Origin of the sequence: Azohydromonas australica DSM 1124 (genome assembly GCF_000430725.1) — a bacterium.
Taxonomy (GTDB): Bacteria; Pseudomonadota; Gammaproteobacteria; order Burkholderiales; family Burkholderiaceae_C; genus Azohydromonas; species Azohydromonas australica.
This window is the reverse complement of the sequence record NZ_KE387209.1, coordinates 125,026-145,251: the sequence shown is the minus strand read 5'-3', so window position 1 is coordinate 145,251 and position 20,226 is coordinate 125,026. Positions and strand designations below refer to the sequence as shown.

At 65.0% G+C, this 20,226-nt stretch carries 20 protein-coding genes; 16 read left to right on the top strand and 4 right to left on the bottom strand.

The features are described from left to right. Positions 1-80 precede the first annotated feature (80 nt). Genes H537_RS0131050 through H537_RS0131040 form a run of 3 tightly spaced genes read left to right on the top strand, consistent with a single transcriptional unit; the run spans position 81 to position 6,010 of the window. Entirely contained in the window at positions 81-1,322 is a 1,242-nt protein-coding gene (locus tag H537_RS0131050) for an efflux RND transporter periplasmic adaptor subunit (RefSeq protein WP_029000993.1), read from the top strand. Positions 1,323-1,352: 30 nt separating this feature from the next. Then, positions 1,353-4,580: an efflux RND transporter permease subunit gene (locus tag H537_RS46515; RefSeq protein WP_051243751.1), complete on the top strand. Its 3,228-nt coding sequence runs from the start codon at positions 1,353-1,355 to the stop codon at positions 4,578-4,580. Between the two features lie 20 nt (positions 4,581-4,600). Next, positions 4,601-6,010: an efflux transporter outer membrane subunit gene (locus H537_RS0131040; RefSeq protein WP_029000992.1), complete on the top strand. Its 1,410-nt coding sequence runs from the start codon at positions 4,601-4,603 to the stop codon at positions 6,008-6,010. Positions 6,011-6,080: 70 nt separating this feature from the next. On the opposite strand, the gene H537_RS0131035 is transcribed toward H537_RS0131040, so the two are convergent. Then, positions 6,081-6,974 carry a LysR family transcriptional regulator gene (locus H537_RS0131035; protein WP_029000991.1) on the bottom strand — a complete coding sequence of 298 codons (894 nt, stop codon included), beginning with the start codon at positions 6,972-6,974 and terminating at the stop codon, positions 6,081-6,083. A 176-nt stretch (positions 6,975-7,150) separates the two neighbouring features. Between H537_RS0131035 and H537_RS51675 the strand changes: the two genes are divergently transcribed. From H537_RS51675 to H537_RS0131015, 4 genes are all read left to right on the top strand, one after another. After that, positions 7,151-7,357, top strand: a complete 207-nt coding sequence (locus H537_RS51675) for an aldo/keto reductase (RefSeq protein ID WP_310733037.1) — start codon at positions 7,151-7,153, stop codon at positions 7,355-7,357. Between the two features lie 219 nt (positions 7,358-7,576). Next, on the top strand, positions 7,577-8,173 hold the full coding sequence (locus H537_RS0131025) for an NAD(P)H-binding protein (RefSeq protein WP_029000990.1): 597 nt from the start codon (positions 7,577-7,579) through the stop codon (positions 8,171-8,173). A gap of 35 nt (positions 8,174-8,208) precedes the next feature. After that, positions 8,209-8,541 carry a hypothetical protein gene (locus H537_RS53625; RefSeq protein WP_156902045.1) on the top strand — a complete coding sequence of 111 codons (333 nt, stop codon included), beginning with the start codon at positions 8,209-8,211 and terminating at the stop codon, positions 8,539-8,541. A gap of 9 nt (positions 8,542-8,550) precedes the next feature. After that, positions 8,551-8,751: a response regulator gene (locus tag H537_RS0131015; protein WP_029000989.1), complete on the top strand. Its 201-nt coding sequence runs from the start codon at positions 8,551-8,553 to the stop codon at positions 8,749-8,751. Positions 8,752-8,775: 24 nt separating this feature from the next. On the opposite strand, the gene H537_RS0131010 is transcribed toward H537_RS0131015, so the two are convergent. From H537_RS0131010 to H537_RS46510, 3 genes are all read right to left on the bottom strand, one after another. Then, on the bottom strand, positions 8,776-9,252 hold the full coding sequence (locus tag H537_RS0131010) for a nuclear transport factor 2 family protein (protein WP_029000988.1): 477 nt from the start codon (positions 9,250-9,252) through the stop codon (positions 8,776-8,778). Positions 9,253-9,562: 310 nt separating this feature from the next. Further along, positions 9,563-10,309: an SDR family oxidoreductase gene (locus tag H537_RS0131005; protein WP_029000987.1), complete on the bottom strand. Its 747-nt coding sequence runs from the start codon at positions 10,307-10,309 to the stop codon at positions 9,563-9,565. A gap of 31 nt (positions 10,310-10,340) precedes the next feature. Then, entirely contained in the window at positions 10,341-11,276 is a 936-nt protein-coding gene (locus tag H537_RS46510; RefSeq protein WP_051243748.1) for a xanthine dehydrogenase family protein molybdopterin-binding subunit, read from the bottom strand. Positions 11,277-11,662: 386 nt separating this feature from the next. On the opposite strand from H537_RS46510, the gene H537_RS0130995 reads away from it, so the two are divergent. From H537_RS0130995 to soxZ, 9 genes are all read left to right on the top strand, one after another. Beyond that, entirely contained in the window at positions 11,663-12,634 is a 972-nt protein-coding gene (locus H537_RS0130995) for a LysR family transcriptional regulator (protein WP_029000986.1), read from the top strand. 176 nt (positions 12,635-12,810) lie between these two features. Next, complete coding sequence (locus H537_RS0130990; RefSeq protein WP_029000985.1) at positions 12,811-13,794, top strand: aldo/keto reductase; 984 nt, start codon at positions 12,811-12,813, stop codon at positions 13,792-13,794. A gap of 57 nt (positions 13,795-13,851) precedes the next feature. After that, a complete protein-coding gene (locus H537_RS0130985) occupies positions 13,852-15,159 on the top strand; it encodes a multidrug effflux MFS transporter (RefSeq protein ID WP_084151065.1) in 1,308 nt (435 codons plus the stop codon). A gap of 673 nt (positions 15,160-15,832) precedes the next feature. Beyond that, on the top strand, positions 15,833-16,822 hold the full coding sequence (locus H537_RS0130975) for an SMP-30/gluconolactonase/LRE family protein (protein WP_064736076.1): 990 nt from the start codon (positions 15,833-15,835) through the stop codon (positions 16,820-16,822). A 273-nt stretch (positions 16,823-17,095) separates the two neighbouring features. Then, on the top strand, positions 17,096-17,452 hold the full coding sequence (locus H537_RS46505; RefSeq protein ID WP_084151064.1) for a c-type cytochrome: 357 nt from the start codon (positions 17,096-17,098) through the stop codon (positions 17,450-17,452). Positions 17,453-17,478: 26 nt separating this feature from the next. Beyond that, positions 17,479-18,771 (top strand): FCSD flavin-binding domain-containing protein, encoded by a 1,293-nt coding sequence (locus tag H537_RS0130965; protein ID WP_051243817.1) that lies wholly within the window; start codon positions 17,479-17,481, stop codon positions 18,769-18,771. A 32-nt stretch (positions 18,772-18,803) separates the two neighbouring features. Further along, entirely contained in the window at positions 18,804-19,253 is a 450-nt protein-coding gene (gene soxX, locus H537_RS0130960; RefSeq protein WP_043460874.1) for a sulfur oxidation c-type cytochrome SoxX, read from the top strand. A gap of 144 nt (positions 19,254-19,397) precedes the next feature. Then, positions 19,398-19,853, top strand: a complete 456-nt coding sequence (locus H537_RS46500) for a thiosulfate oxidation carrier protein SoxY (RefSeq protein WP_051243746.1) — start codon at positions 19,398-19,400, stop codon at positions 19,851-19,853. Further along, the gene (gene soxZ / locus H537_RS0130950) at positions 19,853-20,179 is read left to right on the top strand and encodes a thiosulfate oxidation carrier complex protein SoxZ (RefSeq protein WP_043460785.1); all 327 of its coding nucleotides are present in this window, start codon (positions 19,853-19,855) and stop codon (positions 20,177-20,179) included. Before H537_RS46500 ends, soxZ begins: the two co-directional genes overlap by 1 nt. Positions 20,180-20,226: the final 47 nt, after the last annotated feature.

Below are 20,226 nucleotides of genomic sequence, written 5' to 3'. Positions count from 1 at the left end.
CCGGCAAAGCCGTTAACAGCGCTCCGGCCGACCTCTTCAAGCGCCGATGTAGCGCATCCCTTTTTCAATTGGAGTCGTTCATGAAATTCAATCCCTGGCAGGGCCGACTGCCTGTCAACAAGGCCGCTGTGGCCGTGGCTGCGTCCATGGTGGGTTTCGCGGCGACGGTGATGTTCAAGCCGCATGGCGCGGTGGCCGAAACCCTGGCGACGTCCGCACCTGCGGCAACGCCCGTGTCGGTTGCGACGGTACAGACACGCGATGTCGTTGCCTGGGATGAGTTTTCAGGTCGGCTTGAGGCAGTCCAGCGTGTTGAAGTGCGCTCGCGCGTGGCAGGTGCCGTGCAGTCCGTTCATTTTCGAGAAGGTGCACTGGTGAGGCAGGGCGACCTGCTGCTGAGCATCGACCCTGCGCCCTACGCCGCCGAGTCTGATCGGGCACAGGCACAGGTCGTGGCAGCCCAGGCGCGCGTGGCCTATGCCGCCAGCGAGCGTGAGCGCGCGCAGCGGCTGTGGGACGAGCGGGCCATCGCACAGCGTGAGTTGGACGAGCGGGTGAACGCCGCACGCGAGGCGGATGCCAACCTTCGCGCCGCGCAGGCGTCGCTGCAGTCCGCCAGGCTCAATCTCGACTACACGCAGGTGCGTGCACCCGTGGCGGGCCGCGTCGGAAAGCTGGAGATCACGGTAGGCAACTTGGTGGCTGCTGGTCCCGGCGCCCCGGTGTTGACCACGCTGGTGTCCGTCAGTCCCATCTATGCCAGCTTTGACGTCGACGAGCAGGCGGTCGCCCGGGCGGTGGGACAGCTCAAGACGCTGGCCAAGGAGGGAGCCGGTGCACGCATGGACATCGAGCGCATCCCGGTGCAACTGGGCACCGCCGCGATGAGCGACACGCCGCTGGTGGGCAAGCTCCAGCTGGTCGACAACCAGGTCGACGCCAGGAGCGGCACGGTGCGCGTGCGCGCTGTGTTCGACAACGCTGACGGCAACCTGATGCCGGGCCAGTTCGCCCGGCTGCGCATGGGCCAGGCCCGGACCGTGCCGGCCGTGCTGGTGAGCGAGCGCGCCATCGGTACGGACCAGGACAAGCGCTACGTGCTGGTCGTGGGTGAGGACAGCAAGGTGGCCTACCGCGAAGTCAAGCTCGGTGGCGTGGTGGACGAGCTTCGCATCGTGAGCGAGGGCCTGCGGCCCGGTGAGCGCATCGTGGTCAACGGCCTGCAGCGCGTGCGCCCTGGCGCCGTGGTCGATCCCAAGCCGGTTGGGATGGATGTCAAGTCCGACGGACAGACGCACCCCCAGGTGGCACTCAAGTCCTGATCCGTTGGCCTGCCGCGACAAGGAATTCCCATGAACCTATCGAAGTTCTTCATCGACCGCCCCATCTTCGCCGGGGTGATATCGATGCTCATGCTCCTGGCCGGACTGATCGCCATGCGTGGCCTGCCAATCTCTGAGTATCCCGAGGTCGTGCCGCCGTCCGTGGTGGTGCGTGCCCAGTACCCGGGCGCGAATCCCAAGGTGATTGCCGAGACGGTCGCGACGCCACTGGAGGAAAGCATCAACGGCGCCGAGGGCATGCTCTACATGGGCAGCCAGGCGACGACGGACGGCGTGATGACGCTGACCGTGACGTTCAAGCTCGGCACGGACCCGGACAAGGCCCAGCAACTCGTGCAGAACCGCGTGGCGCAGGCCGAGCCTCGGCTGCCCGAGGAGGTGCGACGCCTGGGCGTCACGACCATCAAGAGCTCGCCCGATCTGACGATGGTCGTGCATCTGGTTTCGCCCAACGGCCGCTACGACATCAACTACCTGCGCAACTACGCGCTGCTGCATGTGCGCGATCGGCTGGTGCGCATCGAGGGCGTGGGCCAGGTGCCGATTTTCGGCGGCGGCGAGTATGCGATGCGCATCTGGCTCGATCCCCAGAAGGTGGCGCAACGCGGGTTGTCAGCCAGTGACGTGGTCAGCGCGATCCGCGGGCAGAACATCCAGGCCGCCGCCGGCGTGGTCGGTGCCTCGCCGGGTCTGACCACGGTCGACATGCAGCTGCCGGTCAACGCGCAAGGACGCCTGCAGAGTGAAGAGGAATTCGGTGACATCGTGGTCAAGGCCGGTGCCAACGGTCAGGTGACGCGCCTGCGCGACCTGGGCCGCATCGAGATGGGTGCTGCGGACTACTCGCTGCGCTCGCTGCTGAACAACGACGCGGCCGTTGGCATTGGCGTGCACCAGGCGCCGGGCGGCAACGCGCTGCAGATCTCCGAGACGGTGCGCAGCACCATGGCGGAACTTGGCAAGACCATGCCGGAGGGCGTCGAGTACCGCATCGCCTACGACCCGACACAGTTCGTGCGGGCGTCCATCGCCTCGGTTGTGCACACGCTGCTCGAAGCGGTGGCGCTGGTCGTGGTGGTGGTCATCCTGTTCCTGCAGACCTGGCGCGCGTCCATCATCCCGCTGTTGGCCGTGCCGGTGTCGGTGGTCGGCACCTTCGCGGTCATGCACCTGTTGGGCTTCTCGATCAACGCGCTGTCGCTGTTCGGCCTGGTGCTGGCCATCGGCATCGTGGTCGATGACGCCATCGTGGTGGTGGAGAACGTGGAGCGCAACATCGCGGCCGGGCTGGGGCCGCGGGACGCCACCTACCATGCCATGCGCGAGGTCTCCGGGCCCATCATCGCCATCGCCCTGGTCCTGGTGGCCGTGTTCGTGCCGCTGGCCTTCATCAGTGGCCTCACCGGCCAGTTCTACCGCCAGTTCGCGTTGACGATCGCGATCTCCACGGTCATCTCGGCCGTCAACTCGCTGACCCTGTCGCCGGCGCTGGCGGCCCTGCTGCTGCGCCCCCACGGCGCGCCCAAGGACTGGCTCACGCACACGATGGACCGGCTGTTCGGTCGCTTCTTTGCCTGGTTCAACCGCGGCTTCGTCAAGGGTGCGCGGATTTACGGCAGTGGCGTCGGGTCGGTGATTTCGCGCAAGGCCCTCATGATGGGACTTTACGTGGCGCTGCTGGCCGTGACGGGTGCCTTGTTCAAGGCCGTGCCCAGTGGCTTCGTGCCGGCGCAGGACAAGCAGTACCTGGTCGGCTTCGCGCAGCTGCCCGACGGTGCCACGCTGGACCGCACCGAAGAGGTGATCCGCCGCATGGGCGACATCGCCAAGCGCAACCCGAATGTGGAGAGCACGCTGGCGTTCCCCGGCCTGTCGATCAATGGGTTCACCAACAGCGCCAACTCCGGCATCGTCTTTGCAATGCTCAAGCCCTTCGATCAGCGCAAGGGCAAGGACCAGGGCGGTGTCAGCGTGGCTGCCCAGCTCAATCAGGCCTTCAGTCAGGTGGAAGACGCGACCATCGCCATGTTTCCACCGCCACCTGTGCCGGGTCTAGGCACCACGGGCGGTTTCAAGCTGCAACTGGAGGACCGGGGCGGCCTGGGCTACGAGGCCATGGACCAGGCAGTCAAGGCCTTCATGGCCAAGGCTTCCCAGGCGCCGGAGCTCGCGGGCCTGTTTACCGGCTGGCAGATCAACGTGCCCCAGCTCTACACGGATATCGACCGCACCAAGGCGCGCCAGCTGGGTGTGGAGGTGACTGACATCTTCAACACGCTGCAGATCTATCTCGGCAGCCTGTACGTCAACGACTTCAACAAGTTCGGGCGCACCTACACGGTGCGCGTGCAGGCCGATGCGGCGTACCGCGCCCGCGCCGAGGACGTGGGTCAGCTGCAGGTGCGTTCGTCCTCAGGCGAGATGGTGCCGCTGTCGGCGCTGATGACGGTGCGCCACACTGCAGGCCCCGAGCGCGCCATGCGCTACAACGGTTTCCTCTCCGCCGACGTCAATGGCGGGCCGGCGCCGGGCTACTCGTCCGGTCAGGCGCGCGACGCCATTGACCGCATCGCCGCCGAGGCACTGCCCGCGGGCATCGGCTACGAATGGACCGAGCTGACCTACCAGGAGATCCTGGCTGGCAATTCCGCCATGTGGGTGTTTCCGCTGGCGATCCTGCTCGTGTTTCTGGTGCTGGCTGCTCAGTACGAGAGCCTGACGCTGCCGCTGTCCATCATCCTGATCGTACCCATGGGCCTGCTGGCCGCCATGACGGGCGTGTGGCTCGATCACGGCGACAACAACATCTTCACGCAGATTGGCTTGATCGTGCTGGTGGGGTTGAGCGCGAAGAACGCGATCCTGATTGTCGAGTTCGCGCGGGAACTGGAGTTTGCCGGGCGCACGCCCGTCCAGGCCGCCATCGAATCGAGCCGCCTGCGCCTGCGACCGATCCTCATGACCTCACTGGCTTTCGTGATGGGCGTGCTGCCGCTGGTGCTCTCCACCGGCGCCGGCGCCGAGATGCGGCAGGCCATGGGCGTGGCGGTGTTTGCCGGGATGATCGGCGTGACGGTCTTCGGGCTGTTCCTCACGCCAGTGTTCTACGTGCTGCTGCGCAAGCTGGCCGGCAATCGCCCGCTCAAGCGCCAGGGCCGCGTGCCGCACGGCAACGCGCCGGAAGCGGATGCCATGGTGCCTGCGTACTCCACCGCAGCCCATTCGCAACACGGTTGAAGTGCAAGAAGGATCGACCGATGATCAAGAAGACGTCCCCTTTCACCGTGGTGGCGCTCGCCACGGCCTTGCTGATCTCAGGGTGCGCCACCCCAGCGTCCATCGACCCGGCGGCGGTGCCCGAAACGCCGGCCGCCTTCAAGGAGGGCGACGGCCGCTGGACGGCCAGTGCACCGGCCGAGGCGCAGCCGCGCGGCGACTGGTGGAAGGCCTTTGCCGACCCGGCGCTCGACCGGCTGGTGGAGCGGGCCACGGACGGCAACACCAGCATCGCGGTGGCGGCGGCCCGGCTGTCGCAGGCCCGCGCCGTCCTGCACGCCACCGATTCCAGCCGGGCGCCGCAGCTTGGCGCCACTGCGGGGGCCACGCGCGCCACGGACACCTCGGCGCAGGGCCGGCCGGGCTCGATGACCAGCGTGGGCGCGGCCCTGAGCTATGAAGTGGACCTGTTCGGCCGCTTGCGCTCGGCCAGCAACGCCGCTGCGCTGGACGCGCAGTCGCGCGAGGCGCTGTTGCAGAGTACGCAGCTGCTGGTGCAGGCGGACGTGGCGCAGACCTATCTCGCCTTGCGCGCCATCGACGATGAGCGGGCGCTCGTACGCGGCACGGTGCTGGCCTACCGTGACACGCTGCGCCTGACCGAGCGCCGCTTCGATGCCGGCGACGTCGCCGAGCTGGACGTGGCGCGCGTACGCACCCAGATGGCAGCCACCGAGGCGGACGCGGTCGCACTGGACCGCCGCCGCGCTGAGCTGGAGCATGCGTTGGCCACGCTGGTCGGCGAGCCGGCGTCCAGCTTCGGGCTCGACGCCGGCCCCTGGACCACCGGACTACCGGTGATCCCGGCCGGCGTCCCCAGCACCGTGCTGGCGCGCCGGCCCGACGTGTCGGCCGCCCAGCGCAGCATGCAGGCGGCGCAGGCCCGCGTGGGCATCGCCCGCACCGCGTGGCTGCCCAGCTTGTCGCTCACCGCGGCGGGCGGCCAAGCCTCGCCGCAGCTGGGGGACCTTTTCAACTGGTCGGCCCGGGCCTGGAGCCTGGGTGCGCTGCTGGCGCTGCCGCTGCTCGACGGCGGCCGTCGAGAGGCGGGTGTGCAAAGCGCGCGGGCCGAGCTCGATGCCGCGGTGGCCGGCTACCGGGAACAGGTGCTGGTGGCCTTCCGTGACGTGGAGGACCAGCTCTCGGCACTGCAGCTGCTGGCCGTGCAGGCCGAGCTGCAGTCGCAGGCCGTGACGTCGGCGTCCCGCGCGACTGCGCTGTCCACCTCGCGCTACCGCAACGGGCTGGTGAGCCAGCTCGACTTGCTCGATGCCCAGCGCAGCGAACTTGCCAACCGGCGCCAGGCGCTGCAGGTGAAGTCGGCGCAATACCAGGCGACAGTCGCCCTGGTGCGCGCGCTGGGCGGCAGCTGGGACGCCAAGAGCAGCTGACGGCGTGGTGCAGGGCCGGCGTACGAACGGCCTGCGTCCAGCACGGTGGTGCAAGCGTGCACCGCGAGGCTCACGCCCGGTAGCGCAGCGCCTCCACCAGGATGCCCAGCACCCGGGATGACTGCCGCCGGCTCGGGTAGTAGAGGTGAAAGCCCGTGAATGTTGGGCACCAGTCGCGCAGCACCGGCACGAGCCGCCCGGCGTCGATGTGCGGCTGCACGATGTCTTGCGCGATGTAGGCCACTCCCAGGCCGGCCAGCGCGCTGTACAGCGTCTGGGGCAGGGTATTGAACGTGGTCTGCCCTTCGACACGGACGCTGAGCTTGTGGCCATTCTTTTCGAACTCCCATGCGTACAGGCCGCCGTAGGTAGGGAGCCGCATGTTGATGCAGTTGTGCCGCATGAGGTCTTCCGGCTGCTCGGGCTTGGCGTGCCGCTCGAAGTAGCCCGGTGTCGCCACGACGGCCATGCGGATGTCCGGGCTGATGCGCACCGCGATCATGTCCTTGGCCACCTGGTCGCCCAGCCGCACGCCCACGTCGAAGCGCTGGGCCACGATGTCGGTCAAGGCGTAGTCGATGACGATCTCGACCTTGATGTCCGGGTACTCCGGCAGGAGCCTGGCCAGCTTGGGCAGCAGGACCGCATCGGCCGCGTGGTCCGAAGTCGTGATGCGAATGGTGCCTGCGGGCTTGTCGCGCAGCTCGCTCAGCGCCGTGAGCTCGGCTTGCATTTCCTCGAAGCGCGGTGCCAGTGTCGCCAACACCCGCGCTCCAGCCTCGGTGGGCGAGACGCTGCGCGTGGTGCGGGTCAGCAGCCGGTATCCCAGCCTCTCTTCGAGTTGCCGGATGGTGTAGCTCAAGGCTGCTTGCGATACACCCAGCTGCGCTGCGGCCCGCGTGAAGCTGCCCTCGCGCGCCACGGCCACGAAAGCAAAGAGGTCATCGAAGTTGCTGCGCATCATTGATAGACCCGCCTTATGAGTGCAAACGAATTTTGCAGTCTATTCAGGCAATGGACGGCTTACTACAGTGCTTTTCTCGGCGAAGCGCTGCCGCACCGCCCCTGACCAGCGGTGGCAGGAGCAGCTCGTTCGCCTCGTCTCACACAGGAGTTTTTCACCATGCAATGTTTTTTTGAATCGCGCTGGCATGGCTGCTGTCGCGCCGGCCCTACATGGTGCCGATCCCCGGTGGCACGAAGCTGGAGCACCTGGACGACAACCTGGGCGCGGCGCAGTTGCAGCTCACGGACGATGACCTGCGAGAGATCGACGTGGCGTTCTCGAAGATCGACATCCAGGGCGCGCCGCTGTCCGAGGCGCTGGACTCGCAAATCCAGCGCTGAAGACCGACCGGACTTCACCGGTGCCGAACGAGTGCGCGTCCACTACGAACACGGGGCCTGAAGTGGAAAGCTGCGGCGGCGCAGAAACTGCGCGCGGGCGACGTGCCGATGCGCTGAGCAACGTGCCGGCACGCTCGGGCTCCCGCAATGACAGCGGCCGCGTGGGCATCCCGGAACGATCGAAGTTCTTTGAACCCTATCAATAGTGAAGAGCTTTTCATGACCAAAATATTGATTCTCGGTGCCCATGGCCAAATTGCCCGTGTAGCGACCGAGCTTTTCCTGAAAACCGCGGATGTCCGGTTGACGCTGTATCTTCGCAATGCAAAACGACTGAAGAATGCGGGGCCGACAGGCCGCGTGAGCGTCGTCGAAGGCGACGTGCTGGATCAGGCGAAGCTTGAGGCAGCCATGGCAGGCCAGGACGTGGTCTATGCCAACCTTGCCGGTCCAATGGAAAAGCAGGCCCAGAGCATCGTCCGGGCCATGCATGCCACCGGTGTCCAGCGGCTGATCTTCATCACCTCGATGGGCATCTACGATGAGGTGCCGGGTGAGCGCCACGGCAGCATCCTTGATCCGTACCGCAAGTCGGCCGCCGTCATCGAGGCATCCGACCTCGACTACACGCTCATACGTCCCGCTTGGCTGGATAACCGCGACGAGGTTGCCTACGCCACCACACAAAAGGGTGAGCTCTTCAAGAACGCGGGCCTTACCGTATCGCGCAAGAGCGTGGCAGATCTCGTTGTTCGGCTGGCAACCACCCCAGGTCTGGAAAGCCGCCGCAGCCTTGGAGTCCACGGGGCCACTTGAGCCCTCTGTGACGGTCTGCTGAACAGAGCCAGGGCTTGGCTCTTGTACCAGACCGAGTCGGCCCCGGTACGGGCAAAACAACCGAAGACGTGACACCAGCACCAGCAAACCAGCGCCTGTCATGGTGTGAAATCGATGAAGTGGCTCAAGGCATGCGGTCAACGTTCGACAACCGCACGGCAGGAAAAGGCTTGGAAAGCAAAGTCGTGACGGCGGTCTACATCGAGACCGACCATGTCAACGCGTTGCTGATGCAGCGCCTATTGAGCGAAAGAACCGATTACGCATTGCACCCCGCAGCCAGCGGCAACGACGGGTTGAGAGCATGCGAGCAGGTAAAGCTGGACTTGGTGCTCACCGAGATGTGATCGCCCGACATGTCTGGCTGCGACGTGCTGCAGGCACTGAACGACGATGCTGGTACGCGCGATGTGCCTTGCATCGTGCTCTCCGGTGACGCCATGCCGAGCAACATCGCGCATGCCCTCGACACCGGTTTTGACGACTACTGGATTAAACCAATAGACGGGTGGCAGCTATTGCAGCGCCTTGCCGCGGCACTGCAGGGCGCCGGCTGAGTCCGCGTTGTCGGACGATCAGCCTCAGAACGTGCTGTAGCGGGCGCTCAGCACGATCCAGGAGCCGTTTCGGCGTGCGAGCTGCATGGTGAACTGCAGGCGCCAGGGGTGCTTCATGCCGTTGATCGTGGCATTGAAAATACCCCGACCCGCCAGCATGGCGGAGTCTGAGGCGACGTTCACTTCCAGGGACCTTGTGTCCACGTCAATGCGGTGGTAATCGAATTCCCTGCGCAGGATTACGCCGAACCATTCCTGCCGGGGCTGTCGGTAGCCCGTGATGTGAACCAGATGAAAGTCGGCGGCGATCAGCTGATCCAGCAGGTCCGTGCGGGCCTCCACCATCGCCTCATGGTAGGCGCGCAGCACCTCCAGGATGTCGGAGCGTGCCTGGGTCTGTGCCGGCGATGCCATGGCGGTCTCCTTTGCAGCAGCCTGCTGGCCATTTTCCCGTGCCAGGACGGTACCGGGCTCCGCAGTGGCGAGCAGCGCAGTGAACATGCCCCATTCTGCGCCCTTGCGGTGCCCAGCCGGGGCAAGACGTAATCGCTCTGCCACGAATGGGCACGTCAGACCAGGGACCGCTTTGCGTTGCCGCGCCATCTCGCCATCTCGCCATCGCGGGGTCGCGGCGCTCCAGGGACCGGGTGGTCCTGTATCCCGCGCTGCAGTCACCTCCAACTCCGCAGCGGCCAACTCGAAGCCAAAGCTCCATCGTGCGCCATGCATCCCGGCGTGAGGTTGACTGTTCAGGTCAAGCGGCAGAACCTCGGCGATCGCCTGGACCTAGGCGTAGATGGCTCCACGGCTGTCAGAGCTCCTGCCGTGTCGGACGGAAGAGGATTTCGTTCACGTCAACGTCGTCGGGCTGGCTGATGGCGGAGGCAACCACCCGCGCGAACGAATCGGTGGGAATGGCGAAAGACTCATGGAAATCGCGAAGTCCTTGGGTAACGTCGGGCTCGGTCGCACTGTTCGGGAGTTCAGTGGCGATGGCGCCCGGCGAGATGACCGTGGTGCGAATGTTGTACGGCTTGCCCTCCTGCCGCAGCCCTTCGGACAGCGCCAGCACCGCATGCTTGGTCGCCGCGTACACGGCGCTGCCCGGGCGAACCTTGTGACCGGCTACCGAGGAAATATTGATGATGTGGCCGGACTTCTGCCGCTGCATGTGGGGCAGCGCTGCGGCAATGCCGTACAACACGCCCTTGAGATTTACATCGATCATCCGATCCCAGTTCTCAACCTTCAAGCGTTCCAGCGGTGAATGCGGCATCAGGCCGGCATTGTCGATCATGACGTCGATGCGTCCAAAGGCCTGTACCGCGGCCTCGACGAGATGCTGTACCTGGCCACGCTCCGTCACGTCCGTGGGCACGGCAATGGCCTTGCCGCTGCTTTCAATGATCTCCCGGGTCGGCGACTCGATGCGATCACTGCGGCGCGCACCCATCGCCACGACGGCACCTTGCGCCGACAGGTGGCGGGCAGTTGCCTCGCCCAGGCCGCTGCTGGCTCCGGTGATGACGACGACCTTGCCGAGGATGTTGTTGCGCATGGTGGGCACTCCATAACCGTTGATGCCGGGCTCACGCAGCTTTCAGCTCGGCGGCGTTCATCGGCAGCTGCCTGATGCGCTGGCCGGTAGCCTTGACGATCGCATTGACAATCGCGGGCGTCGCCAGCACGGTGGCCACCTCGCCGATACCCGCGGGATCTTCGGTGCTCGGCACGCAGTAGGTTTCCATCACCGGCATCTCGTTCATGCGCAGGACGCGGTAGTCATGGAAGTTCGACTGCTCGACGCGTCCGTTCTTGATCGAGATATTGCCGAAAAGCACCGCCGACAAGCCGAATACGGTGCCTCCCTGCACCTGCGCCTCCACCGTGCGGGGGGATACGATCTGGCCGCAGTCGACGACGGTGACGATCCGGTCGGCTCGCACGTTGCCCTGGGCATCCACACTGACCTCGGCCACCTGGGCAGCGTAGGTGCCGAATGCCAGCGTGAATGCCAAACCGCGTCCCTTGCCCGGTGCCAGTGGCCGTTCCCATCCCGCTTTCTCCGCCACCAGATCCAGCACGCGCTTGCCGCGGGGATGCTTGTCCAGCAGGGCCTTGCGCAAGCTCACCGGATCGGTGTTCGAGGCATGCGCCAGCCCGTCGAGGAAGCACTCCGCGGGGTAGGCGTTCTGCATATGGCCGACGCCGCGCCATGGATCCGTGAGCAGCCCTGGCGGCGGGTCCTGTCGCACGTATTGGACCAAGACGTTGGAAAACTCGTAGGGCCCGGCCGCGTCGCGCACCGCGTCGCGGTCGATCCCGTTGGTGAACATGGCCGGAGCCCAGCGGGCCATCTCTGATGACCCAGTGACGCGGTGGTGCCAGGCCACGGGCCGCCCCGCAGTGTCGAGCGTCGCGCTCAAGCGGTTGTAGTGGTAAGGCCGGTAGGTGCTGTGCTGGATGTCTTCCTCGCGGCTCCAGATCACCTTGACCGGTCCGATCACCTGCTGGCCAATGCGCACGGCCTGAGTGCCGAAGTCGACATCCAGGCGCCGGCCCCGTACAGCCCCGCCCCGCAACCGAACTTGGTGCCGGTCATGCCAAGCATGTCGCACAAGGCCCACAGCAGCGGCGTATCCCCATCGACATCGAGGACGCGGCTGTGTCCGTTGACTTGTATCGTAAAACTCGTGAATTTGCCCCAGGCCTCTGACCAAGGTCGAGTGGGGGCCGATGCAGTGAAAGGCTCCCTATAGACGCGCGCCGGTCCGCCGCTGCGTTGTCGGATGCAACCGGACGAGACTGTTCTCCAGTGGCACTGTATTGATCTCGCCAAGGTAAAACTAACCGGCTATTCCTTGAAACATTGGCAAGCCGCTGTTGATAATCTAGGAATAGGAGCCCTGCCATGCCCATTAACGAACTCCGTTCCATCGCCACCTTCGTCAAAGCAGCAGAACTCGGCAGCCTCAGGCGAGCCGCGCAAGCCCAGAGCATGACGCCGCAGGCTGCCAGCCAGGCGCTGGCGCAGCTGGAACAGCACCTGGGTGTGCGGCTGTTTCACCGCACGACGCGCAGCATCGCGCTCACGGACGAAGGGCAGCGATTCCTGGAAACGGCCCAGCCGGCGTTAACGGCCCTGCAGCGCGCATTGCAGACGGTGCGCCAGGCAAAGGACGACATCGCAGGGCCACTGCGCATTGTCGGTCCGCACTCGGCATTTGTGTCCCTGCTGTGGCCGGTCATAGACGAGTTCTGCACCCTGTATCCCGAAGTGCAGCCGGACGTGTTCCTGGATGATCGCATCGGCGACTGGGTCCAGGACCGCGTCGATGTCGGGTTTCGCATCGGGCTGTCGTTAGCCGCAGGGTTGATCGCACGCCGGCTGTTTCCGTTGCAGTTGATCATCTGTGCCGCCCCCGCGTACTTAAGCCACCATGGCGTGCCGGACAACTTGTACGCCTTGGCGTCCCACCGCTGCGGCGTGTTCCGCCAGCCGGGAACGGGCAAACTGCTGCCCTGGCACGTCAAGATCGACGATGAAGTCATTGCCCACGAGGTAGCGCCTGCGCTGTGCACCAACGACATCGACATGGAGCTCGAAGCTGTGCTCAGCGGACGCGTCGTTGGCCAACTCATGAGCATGAGCGCTGCCGCGCATATCCGCTCAGGCCGCCTGGTGCCGCTGCTGACTCAGCACGTTGCTGATCACTTGGGCGTGTTCCTGTACTACGGCAACCGTACCGCGCAGCCCGCCCGCGCGCGTGCCTTCATCGACTTGGCCATCGAACGTCTGGCCGGCAATCCAGCCTTTGTGATGACGGAAATCGAGCTCAAGAACGCAGAAGCCGCGGGCCGAAAGGCGCACGCTCGCCATTGAATCCGGCAGGCGCCATGCTCGGGAGGCGCACTGGCCCATCGGCCGCTACACCGTATTGCGATCAGCCTTTTATCAAGCCTTGCTTGCTTCTCGTTCAAGCCGATGCCGGCTAGTCGCCGACTGCCACGAACCCTACAGTGTTTGCCTGTCAGCACTACATCAGCAAGGGCATGGCAATGCAAACACGCAAACTTGGCTGCGGTGGACTGGAAGTCTCAGCCATCGGCTTTGGCTGCATGGGCCTGAACTACGCGTATGGCCGGGGACTCGACAAGCCCGAAGCGATCAGGTTGGTGCGCGACGCCGTGGAGCGAGGCGTCACCTTCTTTGATACCGCCGAAGCTTACGGACCGTTCACCAACGAGGAAATCGTCGGCGAGGCGCTGGCGCCCATGCGCGACCGTGTTGTCATCGCTACCAAGTTCGGCTTCCAGGACGGCGACGCCACGAAGGGCCAGGACAGCCGTCCCGAGCGCATTCGCGCGGTGGCTGACGCCGCGCTCAAGCGGCTAAAGACGGACCGCATCGATCTGTTCTACCAGCATCGCGTCGATCCGAACGTGCCGATGGAAGACGTGGCCGGCACCGTCAAGGACCTCATCGCACAGGGCAAGGTCAGGCATTTTGGGCTGTCCGAAGCGAGCGTGACTTCGATTCGCCGAGCTCACGCAGTACAGCCCGTGGCGGCGCTGCAGAGCGAGTACTCGCTGTGGTGGCGTGAACCGGAGCAGCAGATCCTGCCCACGCTGGAGGAACTGGGCATCGGCTTCGTGCCGTTCAGTCCGCTGGGCAAGGGCTTCCTGACCGGAAAGATTGATGCAAGCACATCCTTTGCAAAGGATGACTTCCGCAACATCGTGCCGCGCTTTTCGCAGCAGGCTCGCGCGGCCAATCAAGCGCTGGTGCAGTTACTGGCAACCATTGCATCGGCCAGGCAGGCCACGCCGGCTCAGATTGCGCTGGCTTGGCTACTGGCACAAAAGCCCTGGATTCTGCCGATTCCCGGCACGACCAAGCTTGCCCGATTGGAGGAAAACCTGGGCGCCGCCAGCATTGAGTTGAGCGCTCAGGAGCTCACGCAAATCCATGACACATTGTCCCGCATCAAGGTGGAAGGCGACCGGTATCCGCCGCAGCTGGCAGCGCGTGCCGGCAAATGAGCTCTCCTTGCACGACGGCGTCCCCGCCAGTGCAGCCCTTCACCATGGAGTTCAGCAATGAGGCCGCGTGAGCAAGCGTGCAGTGTCCAGTTCCGCGCGCCTTCCAAGGTGATCCCAGCCCGTCCTGCAGATCGGGATGCCTCTGACCACGTGCGGCACCAGACGCCCGTTCGTGGCCTGTGGGTCCTGGCAACGCTGAGCGCGCTGATGGCGTTCGCGTCGATCTCGACCGATCTCTACTTGCCCGCCATGCCGGCCATGCAGGCGGCTTTGCACGCCGACGCCGGGACCCTTGAACTGACGGTTTCCGGATACCTGATCGGTTTCAGCCTGGGGCAGCTTTTTTGGGGACCCATCGGCGACAGGTACGGCCGCCGCTTGCCCATCGCGATCGGTCTCGTGCTGTTCGTCATCGGGTCGGCAGGGTGCGCGCTGTCCAGGGATGCCGCCACCATGATCGGATGGCGCGTCGTCCAGGCCTCAGGCGCTTGTGCCAGCGTTGTACTGGCCAGGGCCATGGTCCGCGACATCTTTGAAGGCCACCGTGCTGCGCAGATGATGTCCACGCTCATGACGGTGATGGCCATCGCACCGCTGGTGGGGCCCAGCGCAGGTGGATTGATCCTCCAAGTGTCGTCCTGGCCCGCCATCTTCTGGACGCTCGTCGGAGTCGGCCTGGTGACGCTGGTGGCGGTGTACATGCTGCCCGAGACACTGCCCCGGAACCGCCGCAGCCAAGAGGCGCTCAGGCATGCTGTCGGCCGCTACGCCAAGCTGCTCCAGCAACGACGGCTGCTGGGCTACGCCGGCGTGGGAGGATTCTTCTACGCTGGCATGTACGCCTACGTCGCTGGCACCCCGTTCGCCTACATTGCGTACCACCACTTGTCCGCGCAGCACTACGGGCTGGTGTTCGCGCTGGGCATCTCCGGGATCATGGCCACCAATCTGCTCAATGCACGGCTCGTGTCGAAGTACGGTGGTGACCGTCTGATGGCTGCAGGAACAGTGGTGGCGAGCGTTGCTGGCGTGCTTGTGGCCATCGACGCCCGAACGGAGTGGGGCGGCATGGCGGGACTGGTTGCGCCGCTGTTCGTGTTTGTCGCGGCCACGGGCTTCATCGTTGCCAACTCGATCACCGGAGCCCTTGCCAGCTTTCCTGCGCACGCCGGCTCCGTATCGGCCCTGATCGGGGCAATCCAGTACGGCAGTGGCATCCTGGGCTCGGCCTTGGTCGGAGCGCTTGCCGATGGCACGCCCTGGCCCATGGGCGGGGTGATCGCTCTATCAGGTCTGGGCAGCCTCCTGTGCGTGCTGATACTCAAACCGTCCTCGCCTGCGGTGCAGGCCGCTGCCCAGCGTTAGTCGCTGAGGAGCGCCCGCAAAGTCCAGGCGGCTGATGCTGACTTCCTCACCCGTCGGAGTGGCCACTTGGCAACCAAACGGTGTCGTTCCGCAGCAAACGCAGCGTGCCTGACGGGACTGAAGGCGGTCAACACATTCAGGCCTTGTTCCGCAAAGCGTCAGCTGCACGGGGCCAGCAGCCAAGCGCTCAAGGAGGTCACGAGCTGCCCGGCGATGGCGGCAAGGCATGTGCACCACTCGTTCCGGCACTGCTGCACGAGCCAGCGCAGCGCCAGCCCTGCCACGGCGCTGCCTGCGACGGCCCACAGGAAGGGCGATGCCAAGTACTGCGCTGAAAAGCTGCCCGTGGCAACTCTTCCGCTACCGCGCGGTAAGTCGGCAGCGCGCCCATATCGTTGAGCAGGTCTTTGTGCTGGAGCATGGACAACGACATCGGTCGCACTCTCGAGCCTGCAAGCGGTGCGCGGGCGGGGCAGCTTCAACATCCTGAGCAGACAAGGGGGTGATTCTGGCTCCTGGACGACACCCGTAGAAACGCCAATGGCAGGTGGTTGTCAGAATTCCTAGGATCTATTCATAAGAACGATCTTAAGTTCCCATATACGAACTGCACTGACCTGTTGACGTTGCAGTTGCCTGGAACCGAACCGGGCACTCGATCGACTCATTACCAATGTCCGACACCATGAGCACCGCCGCCGTGAGCAACACCCTGTCCTACACCGATGCCACGCGGGGGCTGGTGCCGATCCCCATCTGGGAGCGCGACCTGCCCACAGCCGTCGCCGAACCGTACTTCAAGGTCTGCGACGTGGGCACGTCCATGGAAGGCCTGGCCTTTGATCGGAACGGTAGCTTGCTGTTTGTGGACATCTACAACGGCCGAATCCTGCGGCTCTCGCCTGACCGCGAATTGAGCGTCGTCTACACCGAGGAGAACCTTCATCCTGCCGGTATCGCCGTTCACAAGGACGGCCGCATCTTCGTGGCGTCCGTTGGATCAATCGACCAGGACGGCCGTTTTGCCAAGGGGTCGGTGATTGCCTTGAGTGCCGACGGCACCAACAGGCAGACGATCGTTGCGCCCGAGCTGGGACACGTGGTGGATGACGTCACATTTGACCAGGAAGGGGGGCTTTACTTCACGGATTTCCGTGGGACCGCTACCGATCCTGCCGGCGGGCTTTACTACGTGGCGCCCGACCAACAGACGGTCAAGCCTGTCCTGCCGCGGATGTGCGGCGCCAACGGCGTGGCACTCAGCCCGGATGGCAAAGTGTTGTGGGCAACCGAGTACTTCGCCAACCGCCTGCACCGGATGGACCTCAAGGCGCCCGGTGACATCGCCCGGTCGGGCTCGATGGTGCCGTACCACTTTGTCGGCCGGGCGCCCGATTCGATGCGTACCGACTCGGCCGGCAATGTGTACGTCGCGATGCAGCGCCAAGGGCGCATTCTCGTTTTCAGCCCTTTCGGCATGCCCATTGGCCAGATCCTGCTGCCCGGACGCGAAGACGGCCACTTCCTGCAATGCACAAGCCTGGCTATCAAGCCCGGCTCGCGTGAACTTCTGATCGTCGGCTGGGATCTGCACGGGCGCGGCTCAATGATCTTCTCGGCCAAGGGTCCTGCGCCAGGGCATGCCATGTACTCGCACCATTGATGCCCAATGGGGAGGCGGTCGCGGGTACTGTGAACGGCTGTTGCCAGTCCCGATCTGTCCCGCGTTGCCCTGGGCGAACTGTCCGAGCACAAGACCAGCGCCTGGCGGTCGCTGCCCGGCCCAGCCGGCCTGTCCGCCACGGTCGTCTGGTGCGATGGGCCGGATCCATGGGGCTCACGCTGCTGTAACTGTGCTGTTGCGCGGCTTCCTTGAGGCTGGGCGGCTGAGGAGCTCTCATTGAAAATTGACGTTGTGAGGAGTCGATCCTTGCTTATGCACTCGAGCATCGCTTCGGGTGTGCCCGGCTCGCCACCGGCGCCAGGGCAGCGACCGTGGCGGGTTGTCGCAGCCTTTGCGGCTGCATTGCTTGCCGTGCCAGTTCAGGCCGCGGACCGGAATCTGGGACGCAACATGGCGGCTGGCTGTGCCGCCTGTCACGGCACCGACGGCATCAGCGCCGGTGTCATACCGTCGCTGGCAGGGCAGCCGGCCTCGGCACTCGAGGCTGCACTGAAAGAGTTCCGCGCCGGCATGCGGCCAGCCACCGTCATGCAACAACTGGCCAAGGGGTACAGCGACGAGCAGATCCGGGCTGTAGCGGCCTACTTAGCGCAAGGGCGCGACCGGTGACGAACGTGACGCATCGAACGCGACGCATCTTCCTTCATTGCGCGGTCGCCGGCGCGGTCGCTCCGGGGCTGGGAAGCACGCTGGCGGGGTTGTCACTGGCCGGTTGCGCAGGAGGCCCTGCTGCGCCGGGGCGGGCGCTTGGACGTGTCGTGGTCATCGGAGGCGGGTTTGGCGGTGCGACCGCGGCCAAGTACTTGAGGATGTGGTCCGGCGGCCGCATCGAGGTGATCCTTGTCGAGCGCGATTCGGCCTTCGTTTCGTGCCCGATGTCCAACCTGGTCCTCGGCGGAACCCGGTCAATGGCTGACCTCACACGCGACTACCGGGGATTGCGCGCGCACGGTGTGCAGGTTCGCCACGACGAGGTCACCGCCATTGACCCGGGCAAGAGGATGCTGCGGTTGCGCAGTGGCGGCGATGAACTGAGCTACGACAGGTTGATCATGTCGCCTGGCGTCGACTTCATGGTGGAGGAAATCGAGGGACTTTCCGTAGCCGCCCCGGACCTTGTGCTGCATGCGTGGAAGGCAGGGGTGCAGACGGTTGCCTTGCGTCGCCGGCTCGAGAGCATGCCCAATGGCGGTGTCTACGTGCTGTCGATTCCGCGGGCACCCTATCGGTGCCCGCCTGGCCCTTACGAGCGGGCCAGCCAGGTCGCGTTCTACTTCAAGCGCGAGAAGCCGCGCTCGAAGGTCATCGTGCTCGACGCCAACGAGGATGTGGTGTCCAAGGGGGCACTGTTCAAGGCCGCGTGGAGCGAGTTGTACGGCAGCATCCTGGAATACCGGCCAGGCACCGAGGTGAAGCGTGTCACACCTGCGTCGAGCAGCGTGCATACCGACTTCGACTCGATCCGCGGCGACGTGCTCAACGTCCTGCCGCCGATGCGTGCTGGAGACATCTGCCGTACCACGGGACTGGCCAACGCCAACAGCCGCTGGTGTGGCGTCGACTGGATGACGATGGAGTCCACCGTGCATCCCGGCATCCACGTGCTCGGCGATGCCACGCAGGCCGCGTCTGCGATGCCGAAGTCCGGCCATATGGCCAATCAGCATGCCAAGATTGCTGCAGCGGCAATCGTCGAGATCATGAGCGGCCGTCAGCCCAGCGTGGACGTCGTGATCGCCAATACCTGCTACAGCTTCGTGAGTGATCGTGAGGCGATGCACGTGGCTTCGGTTCACCGCTATGACAACGCACAGAAGACCCTCGTACCGGTGGCCGGAGCCGGCGGCCTGTCTGCACAGCGCAGTGAGATCGAGGGCGTGTACGCGCAGGCGTGGGCGCACAACATATGGAACGACATGTTCGCCTGAGCTTGCGGGAAGTCTTGGTTCGAGGCCGGTGGATGCCGCTCGCCGCGGCGGTGGCCGGCTGGCTGGCCGCCACGGCAGCCGCTCATGCCGAGCAGCCCCCGTCCGGCATCGCAAAGTATCGCGTCGTGGGCGATGGCATTCCAAGGCCGCTCACCACAGTGCAGGGTGACGCGCGTCGCGGCCGTGCCATCACGGCAACTTCCGCCCAGGGCAACTGCACGATTTGCCACCATTTACCGATGCCCGAGGTTCCTGTGTTCGGCAACATAGGACCGGCATTGGATGGCGTGGGCAGTCGGCTCACCGAAGCGCAGTTGCGACTGCGCATCGTGGACGCGAGGAGGTTGAACCCGGACGGCATCATGCCGGCTTATTACAAGGTTCATGGTCTACACCGCGTCGCTGCGAGGTATGTCAACCGGCCTATGCTGCAGGCGCAGGAGGTAGAGGACGTGGTCGCCTACCTGATGACGCTGCGTTGAGCGCATCCACGATGCCGGTTGCCAAACGACCAGCCGGGCGATCATGCTTGCCGGAAGGCCGAACAGATGCCAGGAAGTACATTGAAATCGACCGAAATGGACCGAGGGCCACGGCGGCCTGAACCATGGCTCACGCGCCGCGCGATGCTGCTGCTGGCATTGCTCGGAGCCCACCGGGCGAGGGCTCAGGAGAGAGCGTCAGCCGCCGAGCCGCCCCGCGACGAAGAAGCTGCCGCGGCCACCGTGCAACGGTTGATCGGCAACGGCCAGCCCCAAAACGGCCGAATCTTCATCGGCTTGCCTGAAATTGCGGAAAGCGGCAATTCGGTGCCGCTGACTGTGCGTGTCCAGAGCCCCATGACGGTTGACGATCATGTGCGCTTGGTGCACGTGGTGGCCGAGCGCAACCCGCGGCCGTGGGTGGCCAGCTTCACGCTGGGTCCGAGGTCCGGGAAAGCTGAAGTCGAAACCTACATCCGCCTCAGCGACAGCCAGTACGTGGCGGTGTACGCGCAGATGAACGACGGAAGCTGGTGGACCCAGCGCGTGAACGTGACCGTGACCATCGGGGCCTGCGAGTCGCTGACAGTGAGGTACTAATGCAGGAACGCAACGCGCGGGTCAAGGTGCCCGAGAAAGCCAAGCGCGGCGAGGTGATCCAGATCCGTTGCATGGTGATGCATCCCATGGAGAACGGCTACCGGTTCGATACTCAGGGCACGCGCATTCCGGTGCACCTCATCCATACCTTTATCTGCCGGTACAACGGCGAAGAGGTGTTCCGGGCCCGGCTAGGAACCGGTATGGCAGCCAACCCGCAGCTCAGTTTCCATACGGTCGCGACAGAGACAGGCACGCTCGAGTTCCAGTGGCATGACGACGATGGAAACGTGACGACGGCGCATGCGCGCATCGAAGTCGAATGAGGCGGCGTTGCGATCTTGCCGCATTTGCAGTGCTCGTGCTGGCCGCA